22 protein-coding genes are annotated in these 18,796 nt (G+C 63.4%); 8 read left to right on the top strand and 14 right to left on the bottom strand.

Annotated features, from left to right (window positions below):
* Nucleotides 1-69: 69 nt before the first annotated feature.
* Both ABWI03_RS08670 and ABWI03_RS08665 read right to left on the bottom strand, forming a co-directional pair.
* Nucleotides 70-1,215 carry an FUSC family protein gene (locus tag ABWI03_RS08670; RefSeq protein ID WP_124567310.1) on the bottom strand — a complete coding sequence of 382 codons (1,146 nt, stop codon included), beginning with the start codon at nucleotides 1,213-1,215 and terminating at the stop codon, nucleotides 70-72.
* Nucleotides 1,202-1,618 (bottom strand): DUF3151 domain-containing protein, encoded by a 417-nt coding sequence (locus tag ABWI03_RS08665; protein WP_003944361.1) that lies wholly within the window; start codon nucleotides 1,616-1,618, stop codon nucleotides 1,202-1,204. The genes ABWI03_RS08670 and ABWI03_RS08665 overlap by 14 nt, the downstream gene beginning before the upstream one ends.
* A gap of 125 nt (nucleotides 1,619-1,743) precedes the next feature.
* Between ABWI03_RS08665 and ABWI03_RS08660 the strand changes: the two genes are divergently transcribed.
* Nucleotides 1,744-2,634, top strand: coding sequence for an Rv0361 family membrane protein (locus tag ABWI03_RS08660; RefSeq protein WP_298775841.1), 891 nt, complete (start codon nucleotides 1,744-1,746; stop codon nucleotides 2,632-2,634).
* Between the two features lie 98 nt (nucleotides 2,635-2,732).
* Here ABWI03_RS08660 and fbaA read toward each other — a convergent pair whose 3' ends face one another.
* Entirely contained in the window at nucleotides 2,733-3,770 is a 1,038-nt protein-coding gene (gene fbaA, locus ABWI03_RS08655; protein ID WP_095972438.1) for a class II fructose-bisphosphate aldolase, read from the bottom strand.
* A 203-nt stretch (nucleotides 3,771-3,973) separates the two neighbouring features.
* Between fbaA and ABWI03_RS08650 the strand changes: the two genes are divergently transcribed.
* Entirely contained in the window at nucleotides 3,974-4,711 is a 738-nt protein-coding gene (locus ABWI03_RS08650; RefSeq protein ID WP_003944390.1) for a VTT domain-containing protein, read from the top strand.
* A 29-nt stretch (nucleotides 4,712-4,740) separates the two neighbouring features.
* A complete protein-coding gene (locus ABWI03_RS08645) occupies nucleotides 4,741-5,403 on the top strand; it encodes a DedA family protein (protein WP_003944306.1) in 663 nt (220 codons plus the stop codon).
* A gap of 11 nt (nucleotides 5,404-5,414) precedes the next feature.
* Here ABWI03_RS08645 and ABWI03_RS08640 read toward each other — a convergent pair whose 3' ends face one another.
* Together ABWI03_RS08640 and ABWI03_RS08635 are read right to left on the bottom strand one after the other, a co-directional pair.
* On the bottom strand, nucleotides 5,415-6,542 hold the full coding sequence (locus ABWI03_RS08640; protein ID WP_235171557.1) for a GTP-binding protein: 1,128 nt from the start codon (nucleotides 6,540-6,542) through the stop codon (nucleotides 5,415-5,417).
* 44 nt (nucleotides 6,543-6,586) lie between these two features.
* Nucleotides 6,587-7,939 carry an LLM class flavin-dependent oxidoreductase gene (locus tag ABWI03_RS08635; protein ID WP_124567313.1) on the bottom strand — a complete coding sequence of 451 codons (1,353 nt, stop codon included), beginning with the start codon at nucleotides 7,937-7,939 and terminating at the stop codon, nucleotides 6,587-6,589.
* A 91-nt stretch (nucleotides 7,940-8,030) separates the two neighbouring features.
* Between ABWI03_RS08635 and ABWI03_RS08630 the strand changes: the two genes are divergently transcribed.
* Nucleotides 8,031-9,026, top strand: a complete 996-nt coding sequence (locus ABWI03_RS08630; protein ID WP_298775847.1) for a GNAT family N-acetyltransferase — start codon at nucleotides 8,031-8,033, stop codon at nucleotides 9,024-9,026.
* Here ABWI03_RS08630 and ABWI03_RS08625 read toward each other — a convergent pair.
* The 5 genes from ABWI03_RS08625 to ABWI03_RS08605 form a co-directional block, all read right to left on the bottom strand.
* Nucleotides 8,989-9,696 carry an alpha/beta fold hydrolase gene (locus tag ABWI03_RS08625; RefSeq protein WP_298775850.1) on the bottom strand — a complete coding sequence of 236 codons (708 nt, stop codon included), beginning with the start codon at nucleotides 9,694-9,696 and terminating at the stop codon, nucleotides 8,989-8,991. The genes ABWI03_RS08630 and ABWI03_RS08625 overlap by 38 nt on opposite strands.
* Before the next feature lie 11 nt (nucleotides 9,697-9,707).
* A complete protein-coding gene (locus ABWI03_RS08620) occupies nucleotides 9,708-10,829 on the bottom strand; it encodes a glycoside hydrolase family 76 protein (protein ID WP_003944321.1) in 1,122 nt (373 codons plus the stop codon).
* 57 nt (nucleotides 10,830-10,886) lie between these two features.
* A complete protein-coding gene (locus ABWI03_RS08615; RefSeq protein WP_298775854.1) occupies nucleotides 10,887-11,579 on the bottom strand; it encodes a TrmH family RNA methyltransferase in 693 nt (230 codons plus the stop codon).
* Nucleotides 11,579-12,178, bottom strand: coding sequence for a DUF6636 domain-containing protein (locus tag ABWI03_RS08610; protein WP_095972443.1), 600 nt, complete (start codon nucleotides 12,176-12,178; stop codon nucleotides 11,579-11,581). Before ABWI03_RS08610 ends, ABWI03_RS08615 begins: the two co-directional genes overlap by 1 nt.
* A 67-nt stretch (nucleotides 12,179-12,245) precedes the next feature.
* Complete coding sequence (locus ABWI03_RS08605; protein WP_235171554.1) at nucleotides 12,246-13,028, bottom strand: SDR family oxidoreductase; 783 nt, start codon at nucleotides 13,026-13,028, stop codon at nucleotides 12,246-12,248.
* A 34-nt stretch (nucleotides 13,029-13,062) separates the two neighbouring features.
* Between ABWI03_RS08605 and ABWI03_RS08600 the strand changes: the two genes are divergently transcribed.
* Nucleotides 13,063-13,506, top strand: coding sequence for a hypothetical protein (locus ABWI03_RS08600; RefSeq protein WP_050656270.1), 444 nt, complete (start codon nucleotides 13,063-13,065; stop codon nucleotides 13,504-13,506).
* Nucleotides 13,507-13,510: 4 nt separating this feature from the next.
* Here the strand turns inward: ABWI03_RS08600 and ABWI03_RS08595 are convergent, their stop codons facing one another.
* Together ABWI03_RS08595 and ABWI03_RS08590 are read right to left on the bottom strand one after the other, a co-directional pair.
* Entirely contained in the window at nucleotides 13,511-14,224 is a 714-nt protein-coding gene (locus ABWI03_RS08595) for a lysoplasmalogenase (protein WP_298775857.1), read from the bottom strand.
* A 49-nt stretch (nucleotides 14,225-14,273) separates the two neighbouring features.
* Nucleotides 14,274-14,954 carry a lysophospholipid acyltransferase family protein gene (locus tag ABWI03_RS08590; RefSeq protein ID WP_200314228.1) on the bottom strand — a complete coding sequence of 227 codons (681 nt, stop codon included), beginning with the start codon at nucleotides 14,952-14,954 and terminating at the stop codon, nucleotides 14,274-14,276.
* Nucleotides 14,955-15,017: 63 nt separating this feature from the next.
* On the opposite strand from ABWI03_RS08590, the gene ABWI03_RS08585 reads away from it, so the two are divergent.
* From ABWI03_RS08585 to ABWI03_RS08575, 3 genes are read left to right on the top strand one after another with little or no spacing between them, the layout of a single operon-like run.
* Entirely contained in the window at nucleotides 15,018-15,581 is a 564-nt protein-coding gene (locus tag ABWI03_RS08585; RefSeq protein WP_298775864.1) for a TetR/AcrR family transcriptional regulator, read from the top strand.
* 33 nt (nucleotides 15,582-15,614) lie between these two features.
* Nucleotides 15,615-16,058, top strand: coding sequence for a MarR family winged helix-turn-helix transcriptional regulator (locus tag ABWI03_RS08580; RefSeq protein ID WP_095972448.1), 444 nt, complete (start codon nucleotides 15,615-15,617; stop codon nucleotides 16,056-16,058).
* Nucleotides 16,059-16,081: 23 nt separating this feature from the next.
* Nucleotides 16,082-17,338: an MFS transporter gene (locus ABWI03_RS08575; RefSeq protein ID WP_353798851.1), complete on the top strand. Its 1,257-nt coding sequence runs from the start codon at nucleotides 16,082-16,084 to the stop codon at nucleotides 17,336-17,338.
* Nucleotides 17,339-17,389: 51 nt separating this feature from the next.
* Here ABWI03_RS08575 and pyrE read toward each other — a convergent pair whose 3' ends face one another.
* On the bottom strand, nucleotides 17,390-17,923 hold the full coding sequence (gene pyrE, locus ABWI03_RS08570) for an orotate phosphoribosyltransferase (protein WP_003944385.1): 534 nt from the start codon (nucleotides 17,921-17,923) through the stop codon (nucleotides 17,390-17,392).
* Nucleotides 17,924-17,973: 50 nt separating this feature from the next.
* Nucleotides 17,974-18,774 (bottom strand): SDR family NAD(P)-dependent oxidoreductase, encoded by an 801-nt coding sequence (locus ABWI03_RS08565; RefSeq protein ID WP_095972449.1) that lies wholly within the window; start codon nucleotides 18,772-18,774, stop codon nucleotides 17,974-17,976.
* Nucleotides 18,775-18,796: the final 22 nt, after the last annotated feature.

Below are 18,796 nucleotides of genomic sequence, written 5' to 3'. Positions count from 1 at the left end.
CTTCTCAGAGCATATGCATACATTCGCATACATACAATGAGTTGCTCAGTGAGCGGGAACCGGCAGAGGTCAGTGATCCGGCTCGTACGCGGGATGAGGCACAGTGGGCGGCAGGGTGGCGATCGACGAGATGCGCTTCATGCCAGCTACCTGCAAGAGGTCGACAACCAGCGAGCGAATCTGGGCGAACACCACGGTCGAGGACAGTCCTGCGTTCTCGACTATCGCCGGTTTCAGCTCCTTTGCGACCGAGCGCAGGACGCGCGCTGCTTCGGCCTGATCAGGCTGCTCCCCCGGCTCCGCCAGGATCATCTCCTTCAGAACTTCGACGGCTTTCGACAAGCGCTCCACCTGAGCTACCAGACGCGGATCAAGGATCTCGTCGTCCCTGACCAACGTCAACGAACGACGCGCGAGCACTCGAATGTTGCGCATCGCGTTGTCGATGGGATCGGCTGTCGCCATGAGCCTTTCGAGGCGCGGTCGACTGTTCCAGTACAGCGGGGAGATTCGGCTGATCTCGCGCCCGCCGAGAAGGTTGCTGCGCAATCCGTCGATGGCACCTTGAGTTGCGCGCGCCTTCTGCAGCGCCTTCACGATCGGGTCAGGGTCGTTCGCAACAAGCCCGTCTGCCACCAATTGCAGTACCTCGGAAGCGGTTCCGAGAATCGATGCAGCATCCTTGCGTGCGCGTCGTACCGGGTGGGTGGGGATGATCGCGACCACAGCGATGCCCACCAGGCCACCGACCAGGGCATCGATCATGCGATCGGGTCCGCCACTGCCGCCCGGCGGGATCAGCGTCGCCACCAGCACCGCCGAGTTTCCCGCCTGCATGGAGAAAATCGGTCCGCTGTTCAGAAGCACCGCCACGGACATCGCCAGCACGACGACCAAACTGATCTGCCAGGGCCCGCTCCCGATGCCGGAGATGATCAGGTCACCGATTCCGATACCGACCGTGACTCCCGCAACCAACTCGAACGAGCGTCGGAGTCGGGCGCCCAACGACAGACCGAGCGAGACCACGGCGGCAATCGGCGCGAAGAACGGCGCATGGTGCCCGATCACCGTGGTAGCAACCCACCACGCCAATCCGGCCGCCAAGGCACATTGAATGATCGGTAGCGCCGACGTTTGAAGCCGACGCACCGATTTGCGAGCCCGGTCCTTGATCCCGGCCCGGCTCGGACGGAAACTGCTAACCGAGGCCAAGCGCTTCGGCGGCGTTGGGATCGCAGTCTTCGAGCAGATCGAGGCAACGCGCGTACTCGTCGGCTTCACCGATCGTCTTCGCGGCCTTGGCCAGGACGGCGACGCAACGCAGGAAGCCACGGTTCGGTTCATGGCTGTACGGCACGGGACCGAAACCCTTCCAACCGTTTCGACGCAGTTGGTCGAGTCCGCGGTGGTAGCCGGTACGCGCGTAGGCGTAGGCCGTGATGGTTTCGCCCTTGTCCAGGGCAGCCTCGGCGAGGTAGGCCCACGCGATGGAGGCAGTGGGATGGTCGGCCGCGACCTGGGCCGGGTCAGCGTGGTTGAGCAGTGCCGATTCCGCTTCATCGTCGCCGGGAAGCAGGGTGGGCTTGGGTCCGAGCAGGTCACCGAATTGGGTCATGCGCTCATTGTGCCCGCTACGCCTTTCTGCCACAGGACCGCCTCGCCGACGGTCGGAGTTATGCAGGCTACATACCGGTCGTTACCCTGACATGGTCATTGCTGCATAAGACCGAAGGGTTACCCGTGCCGGACTCGAAAGACGACAACTCGACAAAGAGCGCAGCCCCGAAGGGTGCGTCCGAGAAGTCGGCCCCGACCGAACCTGCGACTGTGGCGATCCAGAAGGCAGACAAGAACTCGAAGGCCGGCAAGGATTCGAAGGCAGACGGCGACGCCAAGACCGCTAGTGCGCCAACGGTCGCGATCCCCAAGGCAACTCAGGCTCCCACGGCAACTCCGGCTCCCACGGCAACTCCGTCACCCACAGCAGCCCCGACACCCCAGCCGAAACCGGAGCCCGCCACCGTCGCGATTCCGAAAGCCTCGCGGCCGACACCACCGCCCCGGCAAGCTCCGACCCCACCACCACCGGCGCCGCAGCGCGCCGCGCCTCAACGTGTTGGTGCCGCAGCGCCCCCACCTCCGGCCCAGCCGATGCCGACCCGTATCGAGCCCGCCGCGCCGGAGAAGACCAAGCGCAGCGGCAAGGGCTGGTACATCGCGGCAGCAGCGGCCGGCGTGGCCGTCCTCGCGGCGATCGGCGTCGCCGTATTCGTCTCGTCCAACAGCGGTAGCGGTGAAAGCTCACCCGAAGCCCAGGTCCAGACCGCCATCTCGACGTACGTCGACGCTCTGCAGACCGGCGATCTGGCAACGCTGCGAACGTCGACCTGTGGGGCGTTGGGCGAGTATTACCGCACCATTCCCGACACGGCGTTCGCTCAGGTCCACGACAATGCCGTCGCGCAGAAGACGATCCCGCAGGTCGGGGCTGTCGACGCGGTTCGCATCACCGACGACACCGCGATCGCTCAGGTCCAGGCAAGTTTGCCGAGCACGGGCGAGCAGTCATGGCGCACATTCGACCTCGAGCGCCAGGACGGCACGTGGAAGGTCTGCGATCCCAGCAAGTAAGTACCTGAACAGACAATGAGTACCTGAACAGACAATGCGCGCCGGCGAGAATTTCGCCGGCGCGCATTTTGTTCTGTGTAGCTCAGTTGTGAAGCCGATCAGCCTGCCGAGACCGAGCGTCCGGCCGACTTCAGGTCGTTGCACGCCTCGACGACGCGAGCCGTCATGCCTGCTTCGGCCTTCTTGAGGTAGCTGCGCGGGTCGTATGCCTTCTTGTTTCCGACCTCGCCGTCGACCTTGAGGACGCCGTCGTAGTTGGTGAAGAAGTGTCCTGCGATCGGACGGGAGAACGCGTACTGGGTGTCGGTGTCGACGTTCATCTTGACGACGCCGAAGTTCAGCGAGTCCTCGATCTCCGACTTCAGCGATCCCGATCCACCGTGGAAGACGAAGTCGAAGGGCTGCGAACCGGAAGCCAGGCCGAGCTTGGCAGCGGCGACCTTCTGGCCCTCTTCGAGAACCTCGGGCTTGAGCTTGACGTTGCCCGGCTTGTAGACGCCGTGGACGTTGCCGAAGGTGGCAGCGAGCAGGTACTTGCCCTGGTCACCGATGCCCAGAGCGTCGACCGTCTTCTCGAAGTCCTCGCTCGAGGTGTAGAGCTTGTCGTTGATCTCGGCCTCGACGCCGTCTTCTTCGCCGCCGACGACGCCGATCTCGACCTCGAGGATGATGCGTGCAGCCTTCGAGAGGGCGAGCAGTTCCTTGGCGATGGCCAGGTTCTCGTCGATCGGGATAGCCGAGCCGTCCCACATGTGCGACTGGAACAGCGGGTTACGACCGGCGTCGACGCGCTCCTGCGAGATCGCGAGCAGCGGACGCACGTAGGTGTCCAGCTTGTCCTTCGGGCAGTGGTCGGTGTGCAGCGCGATGGTGACGTCGTACTTTGCGGCGATCACGTGTGCGAACTCGGCGAGCGCAACAGCGCCGGTGACCATGTCCTTGACGCCCAAACCGGAACCGAACTCGGCGCCGCCCGTCGAGAACTGGATGATGCCGTCACTGCCGGCGTCCGCGAAGCCCTTGATGGCTGCGTTGATGGATTCGGAGCCGACACAGTTGATGGCGGGGAAGGCAAAGGAATGCTCCTTGGCCCGACCAAGCATCTCGGCATAGACCTCGGGAGTTGCGATAGGCACGGCGGGAGTCCTCCATATACGTGTCGTTCGGAGCGCTCGGCGATGTGAAAGCGCTTCGTGTGGTCCTAGCAGTATGGCAAGTCCGACTCGTCCCGTCTCTTTGCGGTCTCGGCCACCACACAAGCCCGGTATCAGTCACCGCCGCCGACGCGATGACCTGCGGTGGTGGGAAACACTCAGATTCGGCCGGTACTCTGGCCCCCGTGAATGTGCAGGCAGCAACTGAATCCGTGACGAACCTGGCCTTGCTGCCCGGCTTCCTCGATCCCGTGAACCTCTTGAATTCCTTCGGAACGTGGGTTCTGGTGGGATTGCTTCTGGTGGTCTTCATCGAATCCGGCCTGCTGTTTCCGCTCTTGCCCGGCGATTCGCTCCTCTTCACCGCGGGGCTGATCGCGGCTTCCAAGTCCACCGAGATCGAACCGTTCGCACCTCTGTGGGTGCTCTTGGTGACCATTCCGATCGCCGCGATTCTGGGCGACCAAGTCGGGTTCTACATAGGCGCCAAGGGCGGAACTGCCCTGTTCAAGACGGACGACGCGCGGTTCTTCAAGAAGAAGTACATCGACGAGTCGCACGCCTTCTTCGAAAAGCACGGCCCGATCACCATTATCCTGGCTCGGTTCGTGCCGATCGTGCGTACTTTTGCACCGGTGGTCGCCGGTGCTTCGAAGATGAAGTACTCACTGTTCCTGACCTACAACATCGTCGGCGGCATCCTGTGGGGTGCCGGCGTGACTTTGCTCGGCTACCTCCTGGGGCAGATCGAATTCATCCGCGACAATGTCGACTACATCTTCATCTTGATCGTCCTGGTGTCGGTTCTGCCGATCGTCTTCGAAATCGGAAAGCGAATTCTGGCGTCGAGACGTGGTGAAACGGCGAATACTTCCACTACGGACAATTCGACGGTGACAGTCCCCGAAGACCCCACCCCCTGATTGCAGAACGAGGCGAAGAACTGACCACGATGACGCTCGCATCCGGCAGTTTCTCCCCACTCGAGACTGCCGGGCCTCTGTTGGTCTGGATCATCGTCGTCACGTTCGTCTTCATCGAGTGCGCGATCATCCTCGGATTGTTTCTGCCCGGTGATTCGCTACTGATCACAGCCGGAATCGTGCTTGCCGGTCACGAATCCGGTGCAGGCCACGTGTGGGCCCTGTCGGTGGGCGCGATGATTGCCGCCATTGCCGGTAACCAGGTCGGGTACGTCATCGGCCACCGAACCGGCAATCACATCAAAGCCCGCAAGGGTGGCAAGTACTTCACCGAGAAGAATTTGCACCGCGTCAACATCTTGTTGGAAAAACACGGGTTCTGGGCGGTCCTGATCGCCCGCTGGGTTCCGTGGGTGCGCACCCTGTGCCCGATGGTCGCCGGCGCAGCCAAGATGAACCACACGCGCTACACCATCGCGAGCACCATCGGCGCGATCATCTGGGCGCCGGTGCTCTTGCTGCTCGGTTTCTACGGTGGCTCGTTCCTCGATCGCGTTCCGTGGTTGCTACCCGCCGTGCTGATCGTGATGATGGTCAGCTTGGTCATCGGTACCGCGTTGGGTATCTGGCAGTACCGCAAGGAGATGGCCCGCCCCGCCGAAGACGTCGAGGTCGAAGAAGTCCTCGACTAGAAGCGCACGGCTCAGTGCACGTGGCTCCGGTCCCACGCCGGTAGCGGGTCCTCGTAGCGCGTCCAGGCCCGCGGCCCTTCGCGTAGTTCGTCATCGGTCAGCAGGGCTGGGTCGAGGATTTGTGACGGCGCCGCCGGGTCGAGTTTCACTCCGATGAACACGATCTCCTGCCCCGGTACCTCCGCTGCCGACGCCCACAGTTGAGCCGGTTCGATGACGAGGTTGGGGCCTGCCTGCGACCAGATCGCGGCGAACTCGGGCCGACTCGCGATCCAGCAGAAGCCTTTGCTTCGCAAGAGGCCCGCGAACTGACCGAGCGCAGCCTCGAGCCTGGACGGATGAAAAGGGCGCGAGGCGCGATACGTGACGCTGCGAATTCCGTATTCCTCGGTTTCCGGGGTGTGCCCACCGGCCAGTTCCTCGTCCCAACCGGGTACTTGCGCAGCCAGTTCCGGGTTGTAGAGGCCGGTTTCGAGGACGCGATCGAGGGTGACTTTGCCGTGGTCGGTGCGGATCAGTTGCGCGGTGGGGTTGAGCCTGCGAAGCGTTGCCTCGACGGTTCCCGCCGCCCGCTGGCTCACCAAGTCGGTCTTGTTCAGCAAGATGACGTCGGCGAACTCCACCTGATCGACCAGGAGATCGGAGATGCTGCGTCCGTCCCCCTCCCCTGCTTCGAGGTTGCGCTCGTCCAGTCGTTCGCCTTTTGCCAGCTCGCCGAGGAAGGTCGACGCGTCCACCACGGTCACCATCGTGTCGAGCTTCGCGAGCGAGCCGAGGCTGAAGCCGTCCTCGAATTCCCAGTCGAAGGTGGCTGCCACCGGCATCGGTTCGGAGATGCCGGTGGATTCGATCACCAACTGATCGAATCGCCCCTCTCGGGCCAGAGCGCCGACGGCGTCGATCAGATCCTCACGCAGCGTGCAGCAGATGCATCCGTTGGTCAGCTCGACCAACTTCTCCTCGGTGCGATCGAGGTGGCCCTGGCCTGCGACCAGGGCCGCGTCGATGTTGATCTCGCTCATGTCGTTGACGATGACGGCGACCCGCCGACCGTCGCGATTGGCGAGGATGTGGTTGAGGAGTGTGGTCTTGCCTGCGCCCAGAAATCCGGACAGCACGGTTACCGGTAGCTGCTTCATTCCTTAATGATAACCATTGTCATTATCGACAAGGGGAAGCGGGCCTACTGCACTGCGGACGCACTACCCGAGAACTGGCTCTCGGGCCTCGGCAAACCGAAATGATCGCGAAGCGTCGTACCCGAGTATTCGGTCCGGAACAAACCGCGATCCTGCAGGATCGGAACCACACGCTCGGTGAAGATCTCGAGCCCACCCGGGTAGTACGGCGGCATGACGTTGAATCCGTCAGCAGCACCGCTGGTGAACCACTCCTCGATCGTGTCGGCCACCTGCTCGGCGGTTCCGGCAAATACCCGATGTCCGCGCGCACCCGCCAAACGATGAAGCAGACCCCGAACCGTCGGACGCTCACGCTCGACAATGCCGGCAATCACCTGCAATCTGCTTTGCTTGTTGTCGGTGACATCACCTGCCGCCGCGAACAATTCGACAGGAACCGGAGCATCCAGTTCCAGATTCCGAACATCGGTTCCGGTGAGTGCACCGAGCTGCGCGAGCCCGTACTCCGGCGAAGTCAACTCGTTGAACTCGCGCTCGAGTGCCTTGGCCTGCTCTTCGGTGTCACCGATGAACGGGCTGATTCCGGGCAGGATCTTGACGTGATCGGGGTTGCGCCCGAACTGAGCGGCCCTCGACTTGATGTCGGTGTAGAACGCCTGAGCATCGGAAAGTCTCTGGTGCGCTGTGAAAATCGCCTCCGCGTACTGACCGGCAAACGCGCGACCGTCGTTGGACGCACCGGCCTGCACCAGCACCGGGTATCCCTGCGGCGTTCGCGGTGCGTTGAACGGTCCCCGCACCCGAAGATGCCGGCCGACGTAATTGATCTCGTGAATCTTGCTTCTGTCCGCGTAAATTCCGTTCTCCCGGTCCAGCCTGATCGCGTCGTCCTCCCAGCTGTCCCACAAGCGCACCACCGCGTCGACGAATTCCCGTGCACGCGAGTACCGGTCACCGTGGTCCGGATGCTTGGCCAGTCCGAAGTTGGCTGCTGCCAGGTCGGTGCCGGTGGTGACGATGTTCCACCCCGCGCGTCCGTTGGAGATGTGGTCGAGCGAGGCGAACAGCCGAGCCAGGTTGTACGGCTCGTAGTACGTCGTCGACGCCGTCGCGATCAAACCGATCCGCTCGGTCGCCACTGCGATGGCTGTCAACAAGGTGATCGGCTCCAACGTCCCCGCTGGACCGTGCTCGACGTCGCTGCGCAACGCGGGACCGTCGGCGAAGAAGATTCCGTCGAACTTCGCTGCCTCAGCGGTGCGCGCGATCTCCTGGAAATAGGTGACGTCGAACAGTCGTTCCGGGGTTGTCCACGGATGACGCCACGCCGCTTCGTGATGGCCGGCGGGGTGGATGAACGCGTTGAGGCTCAGTTGGCGCGGAGAATCAGACATGCCTGAATGCTGGCAACTGCCGCCGCCGTCCGACAGGGTTAGGGTTCGCGTGATTCCAACTCAGGGTGGGCAGCTCGGTATCGTCACAAGGGTGAGCCGCGTAGTCGTAGCCGAGTTCGTACCGTCCGAGGACTCGGCACCTGTTCTTCGGCAATGGTGTGAGGTGTTCTCCGAAGGTCAACGCCGGCTCTCCGGAACTGCGCCGACAGCGGCGGTCCTGGCGGACATGATCGAGGCCGAAGGCGATTCGATCGATGTGTGGCGTTGGATCGCACGCGACGCCGACACCGACGAGGTTCTCGGTATCGCCCAGGCACGACGAAATTCAGCCGAAGCCGACCTCGCAGAGTTACGGATGTACGTGACACCCCACGCGCAGCGACGAGGAGTAGGACGAGCGCTTTCCGAACTCGTCGAGGTTGACATCACCAGGTTCGGCGTGCGGAGAATCAGGGTCACCGCGCTCGTGGGAAGTGCGGCCGAACACTTCCTGCACAAGTTCGACGGCCATCGTGTGCTGCTTCGACTGGCCAACCAGGTGCAGCACCTCAGCCCTCCCACCGCAGAAAGCGATCACCCCGGCTATCGAATCGTCAGTTGGCGCAACCGAACCCCCGACGAGCTTGTCCACTCCTTCGCGGAGGCATTGAATCGACTTCTCGACGCACCGGGCGCCGAACTGCAGATGCCCGAACGTAATTGGGGAGCCGACGAGGTCAGATCCTGGGAACAGAAGATGACGGGTGGCTCTCAGGTACTCCTGGTGTGCTGCGCGGTCGACGGCGTCGGCGAAGTGGCCGCAGCGACAGTAGTGACGGTGGACGAGCACGACTGCACCCACGCTTCGCAGCACGACACCGTGGTACTTCCCCAACATCGCGGGCATGGCCTCGCTCAGTGGGTCAAGGAGCAACAAGCGGCTGTGTTGGCAGCTGAATTTCCTTTGCTGCAAAAGATTCACACGACGGTGAACACGGAAAATCACCCGATGCTGACCGTCAATCGGAGCCTGGGATATCAGACTGTTGCGGAGCGGATCCTGGTGGAGATCAGGAGAGTCGAGAGTGCGTCGCACAAGCCTCGGTGACGATCGTCCTCCACAGGCCCGGGTGCGACTGCCAGAAGTTGTGCGCGACACCGTCGACGACCTCGAAACTACCGTTCGGCACCAGCGCGGCCAGTTGCTGCAACGGCCACGACGGGCGAATGTCGTCGGCTGCCGCGAGAAATGTCATGGGCACGGGTGAGTCGGCCAACTGCCGAAACAGCTGTGGTTCATGAATCCATTCGACGAACGATTCTTGAAGCGATTGCCAGACAACAGGTTCCCAAGGTATCTGCGGGTCCGGCTCGATCCCCGCTTCGTACTGCTTCGACCATGTCCGGTCCTTGTGGAGGCCGTGCCCCGCGATTCCGACGACGCCGGACACCGATTCCGGACAGTCGAGTGCGTACCGCACTGCCAAGTCGGATCCCCACGAGTGCCCCAGCACAACCCAGCTGTCGATCTCGAAGGTGCGCCGGACCAGTTCGAGGTCCGCAACCGCCTGCGTCATCGAATGAGCGCCGCCTCGGGACCGACCTACTCCGCGCGGCTCAGGGCACCACGCGCGCATTCCTTCAGGGACCAGCTCGTCCTGAGCAAGATAGTGAACGCATCCCGGGCCGCCGGAGAGAACCAGAACGTCCGACCCCGACCCACCGACATCGATGTGAAGACGAACGCCGTCGGTGTCGATCACGTGCCGGGATTCCATGACGGAAAAGCCTAGCGCTTACGCGGGTATCCAGCCGCCGAGACGACAAATGCCGCTTCCATGAGCATCCACCCACCCACCTGCACCGAGAGGTCTCGCTCGGGGACGCTCGACGAGCGCACCGTTCCGGCGGCGAAGGTGGCGATGTCGCCGGACAGACTCGGCAACTGAGCATCCTTGGTCCAGTCGTGCCCGAACAGCGGCAGACCTTCGATCTGCAGTCTGTTGTTCCAGGCGGCTTCGGCGGAGGACAGAACGATCTGCGCTGCGAGTTCGCGCGCTCGCAGGTCCTCGTGCGTCTCCCAGGACAGGTTCACCACCACGAAGGCGAGGTAGCGGGCCAGGATTGCGTTGAACAATCCGCCGTCGCCTCCGCCGCCGCCCGTGATGACTCCGTACTCGGTCATGCCGTCGTACACGGCGTCGACGAGTTTGTGGACTCGCTCGCGGTGACGCGGCTCGCCCAATCGCGTCGACAACTCGGTTTCCAACCCCAGCGTGACGCCTTGACAGTACGAGTAGATCGCGCGCTCGAGGGTGCCGTCGCGGCGGATACCGTCGAAGATCAGTCCGGAGTCCGGATCCCGCAGCGTCTCGTCGATCCAGTCGGCCGTTGCTTGCGCACGCCAGAGTTTTCCGGTGCGCGCCAGCATGATTCCGGCGGGTCCGTTTGCCGGGGTGTTGTAGAAGTCGGAACCTTTGCACCACGGAATGCCGCCGCCGTCGGCCGGGGACCACGAATCGAAGAGTTGCGATTCGAGCGCCTGGACCGCGGTCCGGTGATCGACCGAGAACATGCGTTGAGCACGTTCGAGCGAGAGGCCCAGCCACGCCATGTCGTCGTAGTAGTTGTTGGTCCACGCCGAGACGTTGCGGACCCGCACACTGCGGGCAACCTTCGCCACCCGGCGACGACGCTTGGGCGTCGGGTCACGTTCGAGTGCGTCGATTGCAGTATCGAGCAGGTGCGCCTGCCACCAGTAGTGCCAGGGCTTGAACATCCGCTCGCGCCGAACTGCAGGCCAGGCAACCACGCCGAGTGCTGTCCGGGGCATCCCCCACAGGCGCCGAAGGTGACGACTGACTATCGCGCCCTCAGCCGCATCGGCCCGCTCTGCCCACACTTCCTGCATAACTACCTATCCTGTCTGGTCGAGCCGCTACGCGCTAGCCGGAATACGAGAGCGAGATCAGCGGGAATCGGCGAGATCGGCATGCTCACGGACCCACGCGTGCATCGCGATACCGGCCGCGACTCCGGCGTTGATGCTGCGGGTCGACCCGAATTGCGCGATCGAGACCGTCATGGACGCAACCTCTTTCGCATGATCGGTCACTCCGGGGCCTTCTTGACCGAACAGCAGGATGCACTCTCGCGGCAGGCTTGCCGTTTCCAGCGGCACCGACCCCGGAGTGTTGTCGACGGCCACGATCGTGAGTGAATTCTCACGGGCGTACTCGACGAGTTGGCCGATGTCGGCGTGGTGAACGATGTGCTGGTATCGATCGGTCACCATGGCGCCCCGCCGATTCCAGCGCCGACGCCCCACGATGTGGACGGCGGCTGCGGCAAACGCGTTGGCCGTGCGGACTACCGTGCCGATGTTGGCGTCGTGCGCGAAGTTCTCGATGGCGACATGCATCGTGTGACGGCGCGAGTCGATGTCCTCGACTATCGCTTCCCGCGTCCAGTACCGGTACTCGTCCAAGACGTTTCGACGATCACCCTCGGCCAGCAGCACCGGGTCGTAGCGCTCGTCGGTCGGCGGTTCCGTGTCGTGTTCCTCGGCCCACGGTCCGACACCGTTGGGATTCTCGCCCCACTCGGTGGGTCCCGGTTCACCGGCCCCGCCGGAAACGTCGTCGGCTGCGACTTCGGTCATCAGAACACCTCGTTGGAATCTGCAGCCACGGTGAAGCCGTGCGTGGTCTGATCGTTGACACACGAGACGTCTGTCGCGGTGGTCGTGCAGGTGAAACCCAGTTTGCTCAGCGGTTGACCGGCGGCCAACACCGGATCGGCGTCGGGGCCGCCGGAGGTGTACACCTCACCGCCCGAACACATGAAAGCACCTTCGCCCTCGTCGGTGACGCGAATGCCGTTGCCCCAGTTGACCATGCAGCTTTCCGGCCGCGGCGGGACCGGGGTGGTCGTTCCCTCGCACCCGGCTTCGATTCTGGTGGGCAACTTGATGATGCCGCACTGGAAGTTACCGTCGGGAGTGGTGAAGTAGTACGACTCGTTGCGCTCGAACTGCACGTCCGTGAGCGTCGTCGTCGGCGGCAGCGTCGTGGTCGGTGGTTCGGTGGTCGTGGTGACGACGGGCGCGACGGTGGTTGTTGTCGTCGGTGTCGCGGTCGTGGTGGTCGAACTGGGCTGCGCCGCTACGGTCGGTGCCGAATCCGCCTCCCCGCCGCACCCTGCGAGCACGAGCGCCGATCCGACGCCCAACAACACGAACCCCACCCGAACACGAACCACCCGACTACCTCCACACACGTCATCTTGGCCCAGCAACAGCCGACAGTGCACTCTATCGTGCGGCCGACTAAGTGCTGGTGACGCGCTTGTTCATCAGCCGTGAGAGCCACGCGGGCGAGAACCGCGACGCACTGAGGAAGAGCTTCGCCTGAGTTCCGACCGGGTAGTGAACCTTGTGTACGCGTCCGGCGCCGCGTGTGGCCGTCCACAGCTCCTGCGCGACGTCGGTGGCAGTCAGCTTGATACCCAGAGATCTGGTGGCACCAGTGTCCATTCCGGTGACCATCGCGGTCTGGACGAACAACGGCCAGAGCGCTAGTACGCGGATGTCGTGCTGTGCCCATTCCAAATCGAGCGCCTCGGTCAGGCCGCGAATCGCGAACTTGGTTGCGCCGTACGTCGCGAGTTCGGGTTGGCCGTAGATCGCCGACGCGGAGCACAGATTGACCACCTGCGCCCCGGCGGTATCACGGAGGTACGGGAAAGCCGTGTGCGTGCCGTTGAGCGTGCCGGTGACGTTGATGTCGACCATTCGGCGATGCGCCGCAAGAGAAATATCCTCGAACCGTCCCGAGGAGAGCACGCCCGCATTGTTGATCAGGATGTCCAGACGGCCTGACTCCCCGGCAAAATCGGCCAGACACCGCGCCCATCCGGCCGGATCGGTGACGTCCAGGACACCCGTCACGACGCTGCCGCCGAAGCCGTCGATCTCGGCCTTCACAGAGGCAAGGCCGGCGTCGTCGATGTCGAATGCGCCGACGCGGTATCCGTTGCGCGCGAACAACAGCGACGTCTCCCGCCCGATTCCAGCCGCAGCACCGGTGATGAAGACGTTCGGTTCGCTCATCCGGTCAGGCTATCCTGGATGTGGAGGAAATCTGATGAATCACCGTCGCGTCGTACACACCGTGTGTTTCATCGCGGTGGGGTATCTGATCGTGCTCGCGGTGTGGCTCGGATGGCTGGTCGAGCACACCCCACCCGGCACGCTGCCCTATCAGATCGGCGGGCTGCTCGCCGCTTTCGGCTCGGTTCTCGGATTCGGAATGGCCTGGGCCAACCGCCCGACCCGTGCCGAGCGCAAACTCGAGAAGCACGGCCTCGAAGGATGGGCACGGATCGACAAGGTCACACCCCTGCGCCGAACCGTCGACGGCGAGTTGGCCAAGCTCGCACTCCACCTCACGGTTCCAGGTTCCGATTCGTACTCGGGTCGGATCGAGTACGAGATCCGGCCCGAGTTCAAAGACAAGATCACTCCCGGATCCACGGTCACCGTCATGGTGGACCCGAAGAACCGAGACCGAATCATGCTGTGCCCGTGAAAAACTAGACGCTCTTCTTGCGTCCCAGCGCCAACATGCCCTCCACCAGCATCAGTTGCGCTCCCGCGTACGACGCCAGGATCACACCCTCGGCAGCAGCGCGGCCGGCGGTCCCGCGGATGAACAGTCGACGCACCACGATCAGCCCGTCGGACGCGGTGAAGAGCACTCCGCCCAATCCGAGCCAGGACCGTCGATCCTTGTTCGGGACGACCACGTCGAGCACGGCCTTCGATTGCGGCGCCAGAGCGGGGTCCGCCGACAACGTCGAGGTGGTTCCCAACATCAATCCGTATCCGGTGAGCGGCGTCGACACGCTCGGCGCCTTGGCACGCAGCAGACCGGACGCCGTCGACCAACCGCTGATGCGGGGCCGCAGGGCAGCGCGCGTCGGCCGAGCGCCACGGCGCAGCAGCAGCGCCGAGTAACTGGCCTGCATCACCGCGAACGAGGACGCGCCCTTGATCAGACGAGCATCGTTGTCCGGGTCGATCATGAACACGTCGCCGACAGTTGCAGCGGCGAGGCCGGCCAGAAGCAGTGCGGTATCGGCAGTTTCCGTCTCCGAACGCTTGCGCAGCACTCGGGCAGCCAGGGCGGGTGCAATCAAGGGCTTCGCGATCTGCTGAACCCGCTCGTTACCGACTGCTGCCCCGACCACGGTCGCTGCCGTCGCCGCCGCAAAAACTGCGTGCTCGATGCCCCACTTGCCCGCCATCACAATCCTCCTGTTGGTTACACGTCCAACAGCGACCGTACTGGGTCACTCAGGCGGCATCGCCGGATTTGACGTCCGCGCCGTAGACATCGACGTATTCCTGCCCCGATTGCTCACAGAGCACCGTCATCAATTCGTCCGTCGCCGCGCGCACGACGGCCTGGTAGCCCCGAAGTTCGCGGTACCGCGAGAAGTCGATCGGCTCCCCTACCGTGATCCGGACCTTGCTGAAGCGCCACATCCGCGTCCCCGGCGGGTTGACGGCGTCGCCGCCGTGCACGACGACGGGAACGACCGGTGCTCCGGTTTCCAGGGCAACGCGAATCGCTCCGGTCTTTCCCTTGTACAGGCACCCGTCGGGTGATCGCGTTCCCTCGGGATAGATCCCCCAGACCCCGCCCTTGTCGAGAATTCCGATGGCCGTGTCCAACGCCGCACGGGAGGCGTCGGCGCCGCTACGATCGATCGGCACCTGACCCGCCCCACCGAAGAACCAGCGCTGCATCGCGCCCTTCACACCGGTCCCGGTGAAATATTCACTCTTCGCGACGAAGGTGATGCGTCGGCGCACCATGAGAACCAGGAAGAACGAGTCGACGACTGCCCGATGGTTGCCGGCGAGAATCACCGGCCCCTTCTTGGGGATGTGGTGCTGGCCCTCGATCGTCGGCCGCCCGAACAGCCAGAGGACCGGGCCGATCAGGACGTATTTGAACAGCCAGTAGAGCACAGGGCATCACCTTTTCCGTCTAGTAGACAGTGTCTACGTTCAAGATAGTAGACACTGTCTTCCATGACTGTCAGCAGCCTTCGCGAAACACTTGTCGCCACCGGCGTCGAGATTCTCGATGTCGACGGCGCCACGGAACTGACGCTACGGGAGATCGCGCGGCGCGCGGGCGTGTCGCACGGCGCCCCGCGGAGATACTTTCCGACCCACAACAGCCTGCTTGCCGCAATCGCCTCACACGGCCTGCGCGATCTCACCGACAGACTCGATCCCATCCTCGCCGGCAAACAACCCGCTCGTAGCCGATTGATCTCGGCAGCAATCGAATACGTGTCATTCGCCCAGGAGCGACCCGCAATGTTCGAGTTGATGTTCCGCCACGACCTCCTCGAGGGCGCAGGCAGCAACCTCCGGGAGTCTTCACTCCCACTCTTCGCCGCCCTGCAATCCCTGACCGACGAGGCCAACGCCTCCGATCCCACCACTTCTGCACTGAACATCTGGACGGGAACCCACGGCATCGCAGTGCTGGCGACAAACCGAAGCCTCACGCTCGTCTGCCCCGACCTCGACATCGCGGCACTCGTCACCTCGACTGTGACGAACCACCTTCCGCACACCCGTTGATTTACATAGTTACCCTATGTAATAATATTTCTCGTGTCCGATGACCAGCAGCAACTGCACGAACTACTCGTCGACCTCGTGAGCAATACACACCGCTTCGCGAAGCTGGCAGGTTCGTTCGCGTCCGAGCAGTACCCACGCGCCTGGCTGCGCGCACTCTCACTTCTCGAGGAGTACGGCGAAATGCGCATCAGCGATTTCGCCCGGCTCGACAGATGCTCGCAGCCCTCCGCCACCGCGCTGCTACGCAAACTCGGCGAACACGGTTACGTCGAGCGCCGGGCCGACCCGGAGGACGCCCGCGCAGTGCGCGTCGCCATGACCGAGAAGGGTCGAAAGATATTGAACGACGGCCGAAACGAGATCGCCGACGCCCTGGTACCTCACTTCGTCGAACTCGAGCCGGAACAGATCAAGAAGCTGGCTGACGGATTGGCCGAATTACGGTCCATCATCAAGACTTCCGACCCCAGCTGAAATACCCACCACTGAAAAAGGAGGTGGCCGTGAGCAACACGACCGCGACATCAACGCACCAGAACGAGGCTCCGCCGAGCCTCCTGAAGCAACCGAAAGCGGTGTGGGCGGTAGCTTTTGCCAGCGTCATCGCCTTCATGGGCATCGGTTTGGTCGATCCGATCCTCAAGCCGATCGGCGAACAACTCGACGCCACACCGTCGCAGGTTTCGCTCCTGTTCACCAGCTACATGCTCGTGACCGGCGTGGCCATGCTCATCACCGGTGTGGTGCCCAGCCGCATCGGCGCCAAGAAAACACTTCTTGCAGGCCTTGCCATCATCATCGTGTTCGCTTCTCTGGCAGGCGCTTCCAGCACCATCGGGCAGATCGTCGGATTCCGTGCGGGCTGGGGACTGGGCAATGCACTGTTCATCGCAACGGCACTGGCGGCCATCGTCGGCGCGGCCAGCGGCGGCGTCGCACGTGCGATCATCCTGTACGAGGCTGCACTGGGCATCGGTATCGCGGTCGGACCGTTGGTCGGCGGCGTTCTCGGTGACATCAGCTGGCGCGCACCGTTCTTCGGCGTCGCAGCCTTGATGGCAGTTGCCTTCATTCTCATCGTCGTGATGCTTCCGAGCGCACCCAAGCCGGAACACCACACATCCATCGCTGCGCCGTTCCAGGCTCTGCGGCACCGCGGGCTACTCACTGTTGCCATCACCGCGCTGCTCTACAACTACGGATTCTTCACGCTGCTCGCGTACACACCGTTCCCCCTCGACATGGGGGCGTACCCGATCGGATTCATCTTCTTCGGCTGGGGCCTGATGCTGGCGATCTCGTCGGTTTTCCTCGCCCCTCGCCTGCAACGACGCTTCGGCACCCTACCGATGATGATGCTGGCGCTGACACTGTTCGCACTCGACCTCGGCATGATGGCGCTCTTCACCGAGAACAAGATCGTCCTGATCGTCGGCGTCGTCCTCGCCGGTTTGTTCCTCGGCGTGAACAACACACTCATCACCGAAACCGTCATGATCTCGGCTCCCGTGGAACGGTCGACCGCCTCGGCTGCCTACAGCTTCGTTCGATTCGTCGGCGGCGCCGCAGCCCCGTGGGTTGCCGGCAAGCTCGGCGAGTCCAACGTCCACATGCCGTTCTGGGTCGGCGCGGTGCTCACCCTCGCCGCCGTGTTCGTCCTGTCGAGCGGACGCAAGGTCCTCGCGCACGTCGACGACCACGATCCCGCGCCGCACAGCGTCGACGAAGCGCTCGCCGTCACCGTCGGCGACTGACCCCTGTGAGTGGTTAAGGAGTGCAGGGACCCCTTAACCACTCACGGGGCGTCAGCTCAGGTTCAGATCTTCCAGGCCCAACAGCGAGCGGTACTCGACGCCCTCGGCACCGATCACCGCATCCGCACCCGTCGCGCGATCGACGACCGTCGCGACTCCGACCACGGTGGCCCCCGCCTCGCGCAGGGCCTTCACTGCTGTCAGCGGCGAATTGCCCGTGGTGGTCGTGTCCTCGACAACCAGGACACGCTTGCCCACGATGTCCGGGCCCTCGATCTGACGCTGCATCCCGTGTGCCTTGGCAGCTTTGCGAACGACGAACGCGTCGATCGGGCGTCCGGGAGCGTGCATCACCGCCATCGCAACCGGATCGGCGCCCATCGTCAAACCGCCGACGGCGTCGAAATCCCAGTCCGCGACCAGTTCACGCAGCAGCGAGCCGATCAGCGGCGCCGCCTTGTGGTGAAGTGTCGCGCGGCGAAGGTCGACGTAGTAATCGGCTTCCTTGCCCGAGGACAACGTCACCTTTCCGTGTACAACAGCCAATTCGCGCACCAGCGCAGCCAAATCCTCACGATCGCTCATGAGTGCTCAGCCTACCGACCACTGCCTTGTGTTCGGCTTCTGCCTCTGGGCTACGTTCGCCCGCGGCCTCTGCCCACGATGTTCGTCAGCCGACGAACCAGACCCTTGGGAACCAGACGCCCAGCCGTAGTGAGGACCTTGTACTGAACTCCCGGAATGCTGATGACCTTGTCGTCACCGAGATCCTTCATCGACGCCGCAACCACCTGGTCGACGCTCAGCCACATCGGCTTGGGGATCGTGGACATCTCGATACCCGCACGCTCGTGGAACTCGGTGCGGATGAAGCCCGGGCACAGTGCCTGCACGCGCACTCCCGTTCCGGCCAACCCGCCGGACAGTCCCTCCGTGAACGAGATCACGTACGCCTTGCTTGCCGAGTACGTCGAACCGCGCCCGGACAACAGCCCCGCGACGCTCGCGACGTTGACGATCGTTCCGTGCGCCGACGCGATCATGCTGGGCAGCGCCGCGCGGGTCAGCCGCATCACGGCGGTGACGTTGACGTCGAGTTGCGACTGCAGCAGCGCCGGATCTGCGGTCCAGAACTCGCCGGACGTACCGAATCCGGCGTTGTTCACCAACACCTCGACGCCCTTCTCCAATCGAAGCGCGACCGTGTCGCGTCCGGCCTCGGATGCGAGATCGGCAACCAAAATCTCCGACTCGGTGCCGAACATCGTCTTCAGCTCGGACGCGAGGTCATGCAATCTGACCTCGTCACGCGCGACGAGAACCAGGTCGTATCCGAGGGAGGCGTATTTCTTGGCGAAACCGGCGCCGAGACCAGAGGTAGGTCCGGTCACCAGGGCAACGGGACGCACAGGGCGATCCGAGTGGGAAGTCGACATACCGGCCACGCTAGTGGTTATC

It is taken from the genome of Rhodococcus baikonurensis, assembly GCF_040489275.1.
In the GTDB taxonomy this organism is placed as follows: Bacteria; Actinomycetota; Actinomycetes; order Mycobacteriales; family Mycobacteriaceae; genus Rhodococcus_F; species Rhodococcus_F baikonurensis.
The sequence above is the reverse complement of the archived record's forward strand: the minus strand, read 5'-3'. Positions and strand labels throughout refer to the sequence as shown.

Bases quoted from the DNA above. Each gene is read 5' to 3' on its own strand.
- ABWI03_RS08665 (WP_003944361.1), bottom strand. From the start codon at position 1,618: ATGACCCAATTCGGTGACCTGCTCGGACCCAAGCCCACCCTGCTTCCC.
- ABWI03_RS08645 (WP_003944306.1), top strand. From the start codon at position 4,741: ATGACGCTCGCATCCGGCAGTTTCTCCCCACTCGAGACTGCCGGGCCT.
- ABWI03_RS08640 (WP_235171557.1), bottom strand. From the start codon at position 6,542: ATGAAGCAGCTACCGGTAACCGTGCTGTCCGGATTTCTGGGCGCAGGC.
- ABWI03_RS08635 (WP_124567313.1), bottom strand. From the start codon at position 7,939: ATGTCTGATTCTCCGCGCCAACTGAGCCTCAACGCGTTCATCCACCCC.
- ABWI03_RS08625 (WP_298775850.1), bottom strand. From the start codon at position 9,696: ATGGAATCCCGGCACGTGATCGACACCGACGGCGTTCGTCTTCACATC.
- ABWI03_RS08620 (WP_003944321.1), bottom strand. From the start codon at position 10,829: ATGCAGGAAGTGTGGGCAGAGCGGGCCGATGCGGCTGAGGGCGCGATA.
- ABWI03_RS08615 (WP_298775854.1), bottom strand. From the start codon at position 11,579: ATGACCGAAGTCGCAGCCGACGACGTTTCCGGCGGGGCCGGTGAACCG.
- ABWI03_RS08605 (WP_235171554.1), bottom strand. From the start codon at position 13,028: ATGAGCGAACCGAACGTCTTCATCACCGGTGCTGCGGCTGGAATCGGG.
- ABWI03_RS08600 (WP_050656270.1), top strand. From the start codon at position 13,063: ATGAATCACCGTCGCGTCGTACACACCGTGTGTTTCATCGCGGTGGGG.
- ABWI03_RS08595 (WP_298775857.1), bottom strand. From the start codon at position 14,224: ATGGCGGGCAAGTGGGGCATCGAGCACGCAGTTTTTGCGGCGGCGACG.
- ABWI03_RS08585 (WP_298775864.1), top strand. From the start codon at position 15,018: ATGACTGTCAGCAGCCTTCGCGAAACACTTGTCGCCACCGGCGTCGAG.
- pyrE (WP_003944385.1), bottom strand. From the start codon at position 17,923: ATGAGCGATCGTGAGGATTTGGCTGCGCTGGTGCGCGAATTGGCTGTT.
- ABWI03_RS08565 (WP_095972449.1), bottom strand. From the start codon at position 18,774: ATGTCGACTTCCCACTCGGATCGCCCTGTGCGTCCCGTTGCCCTGGTG.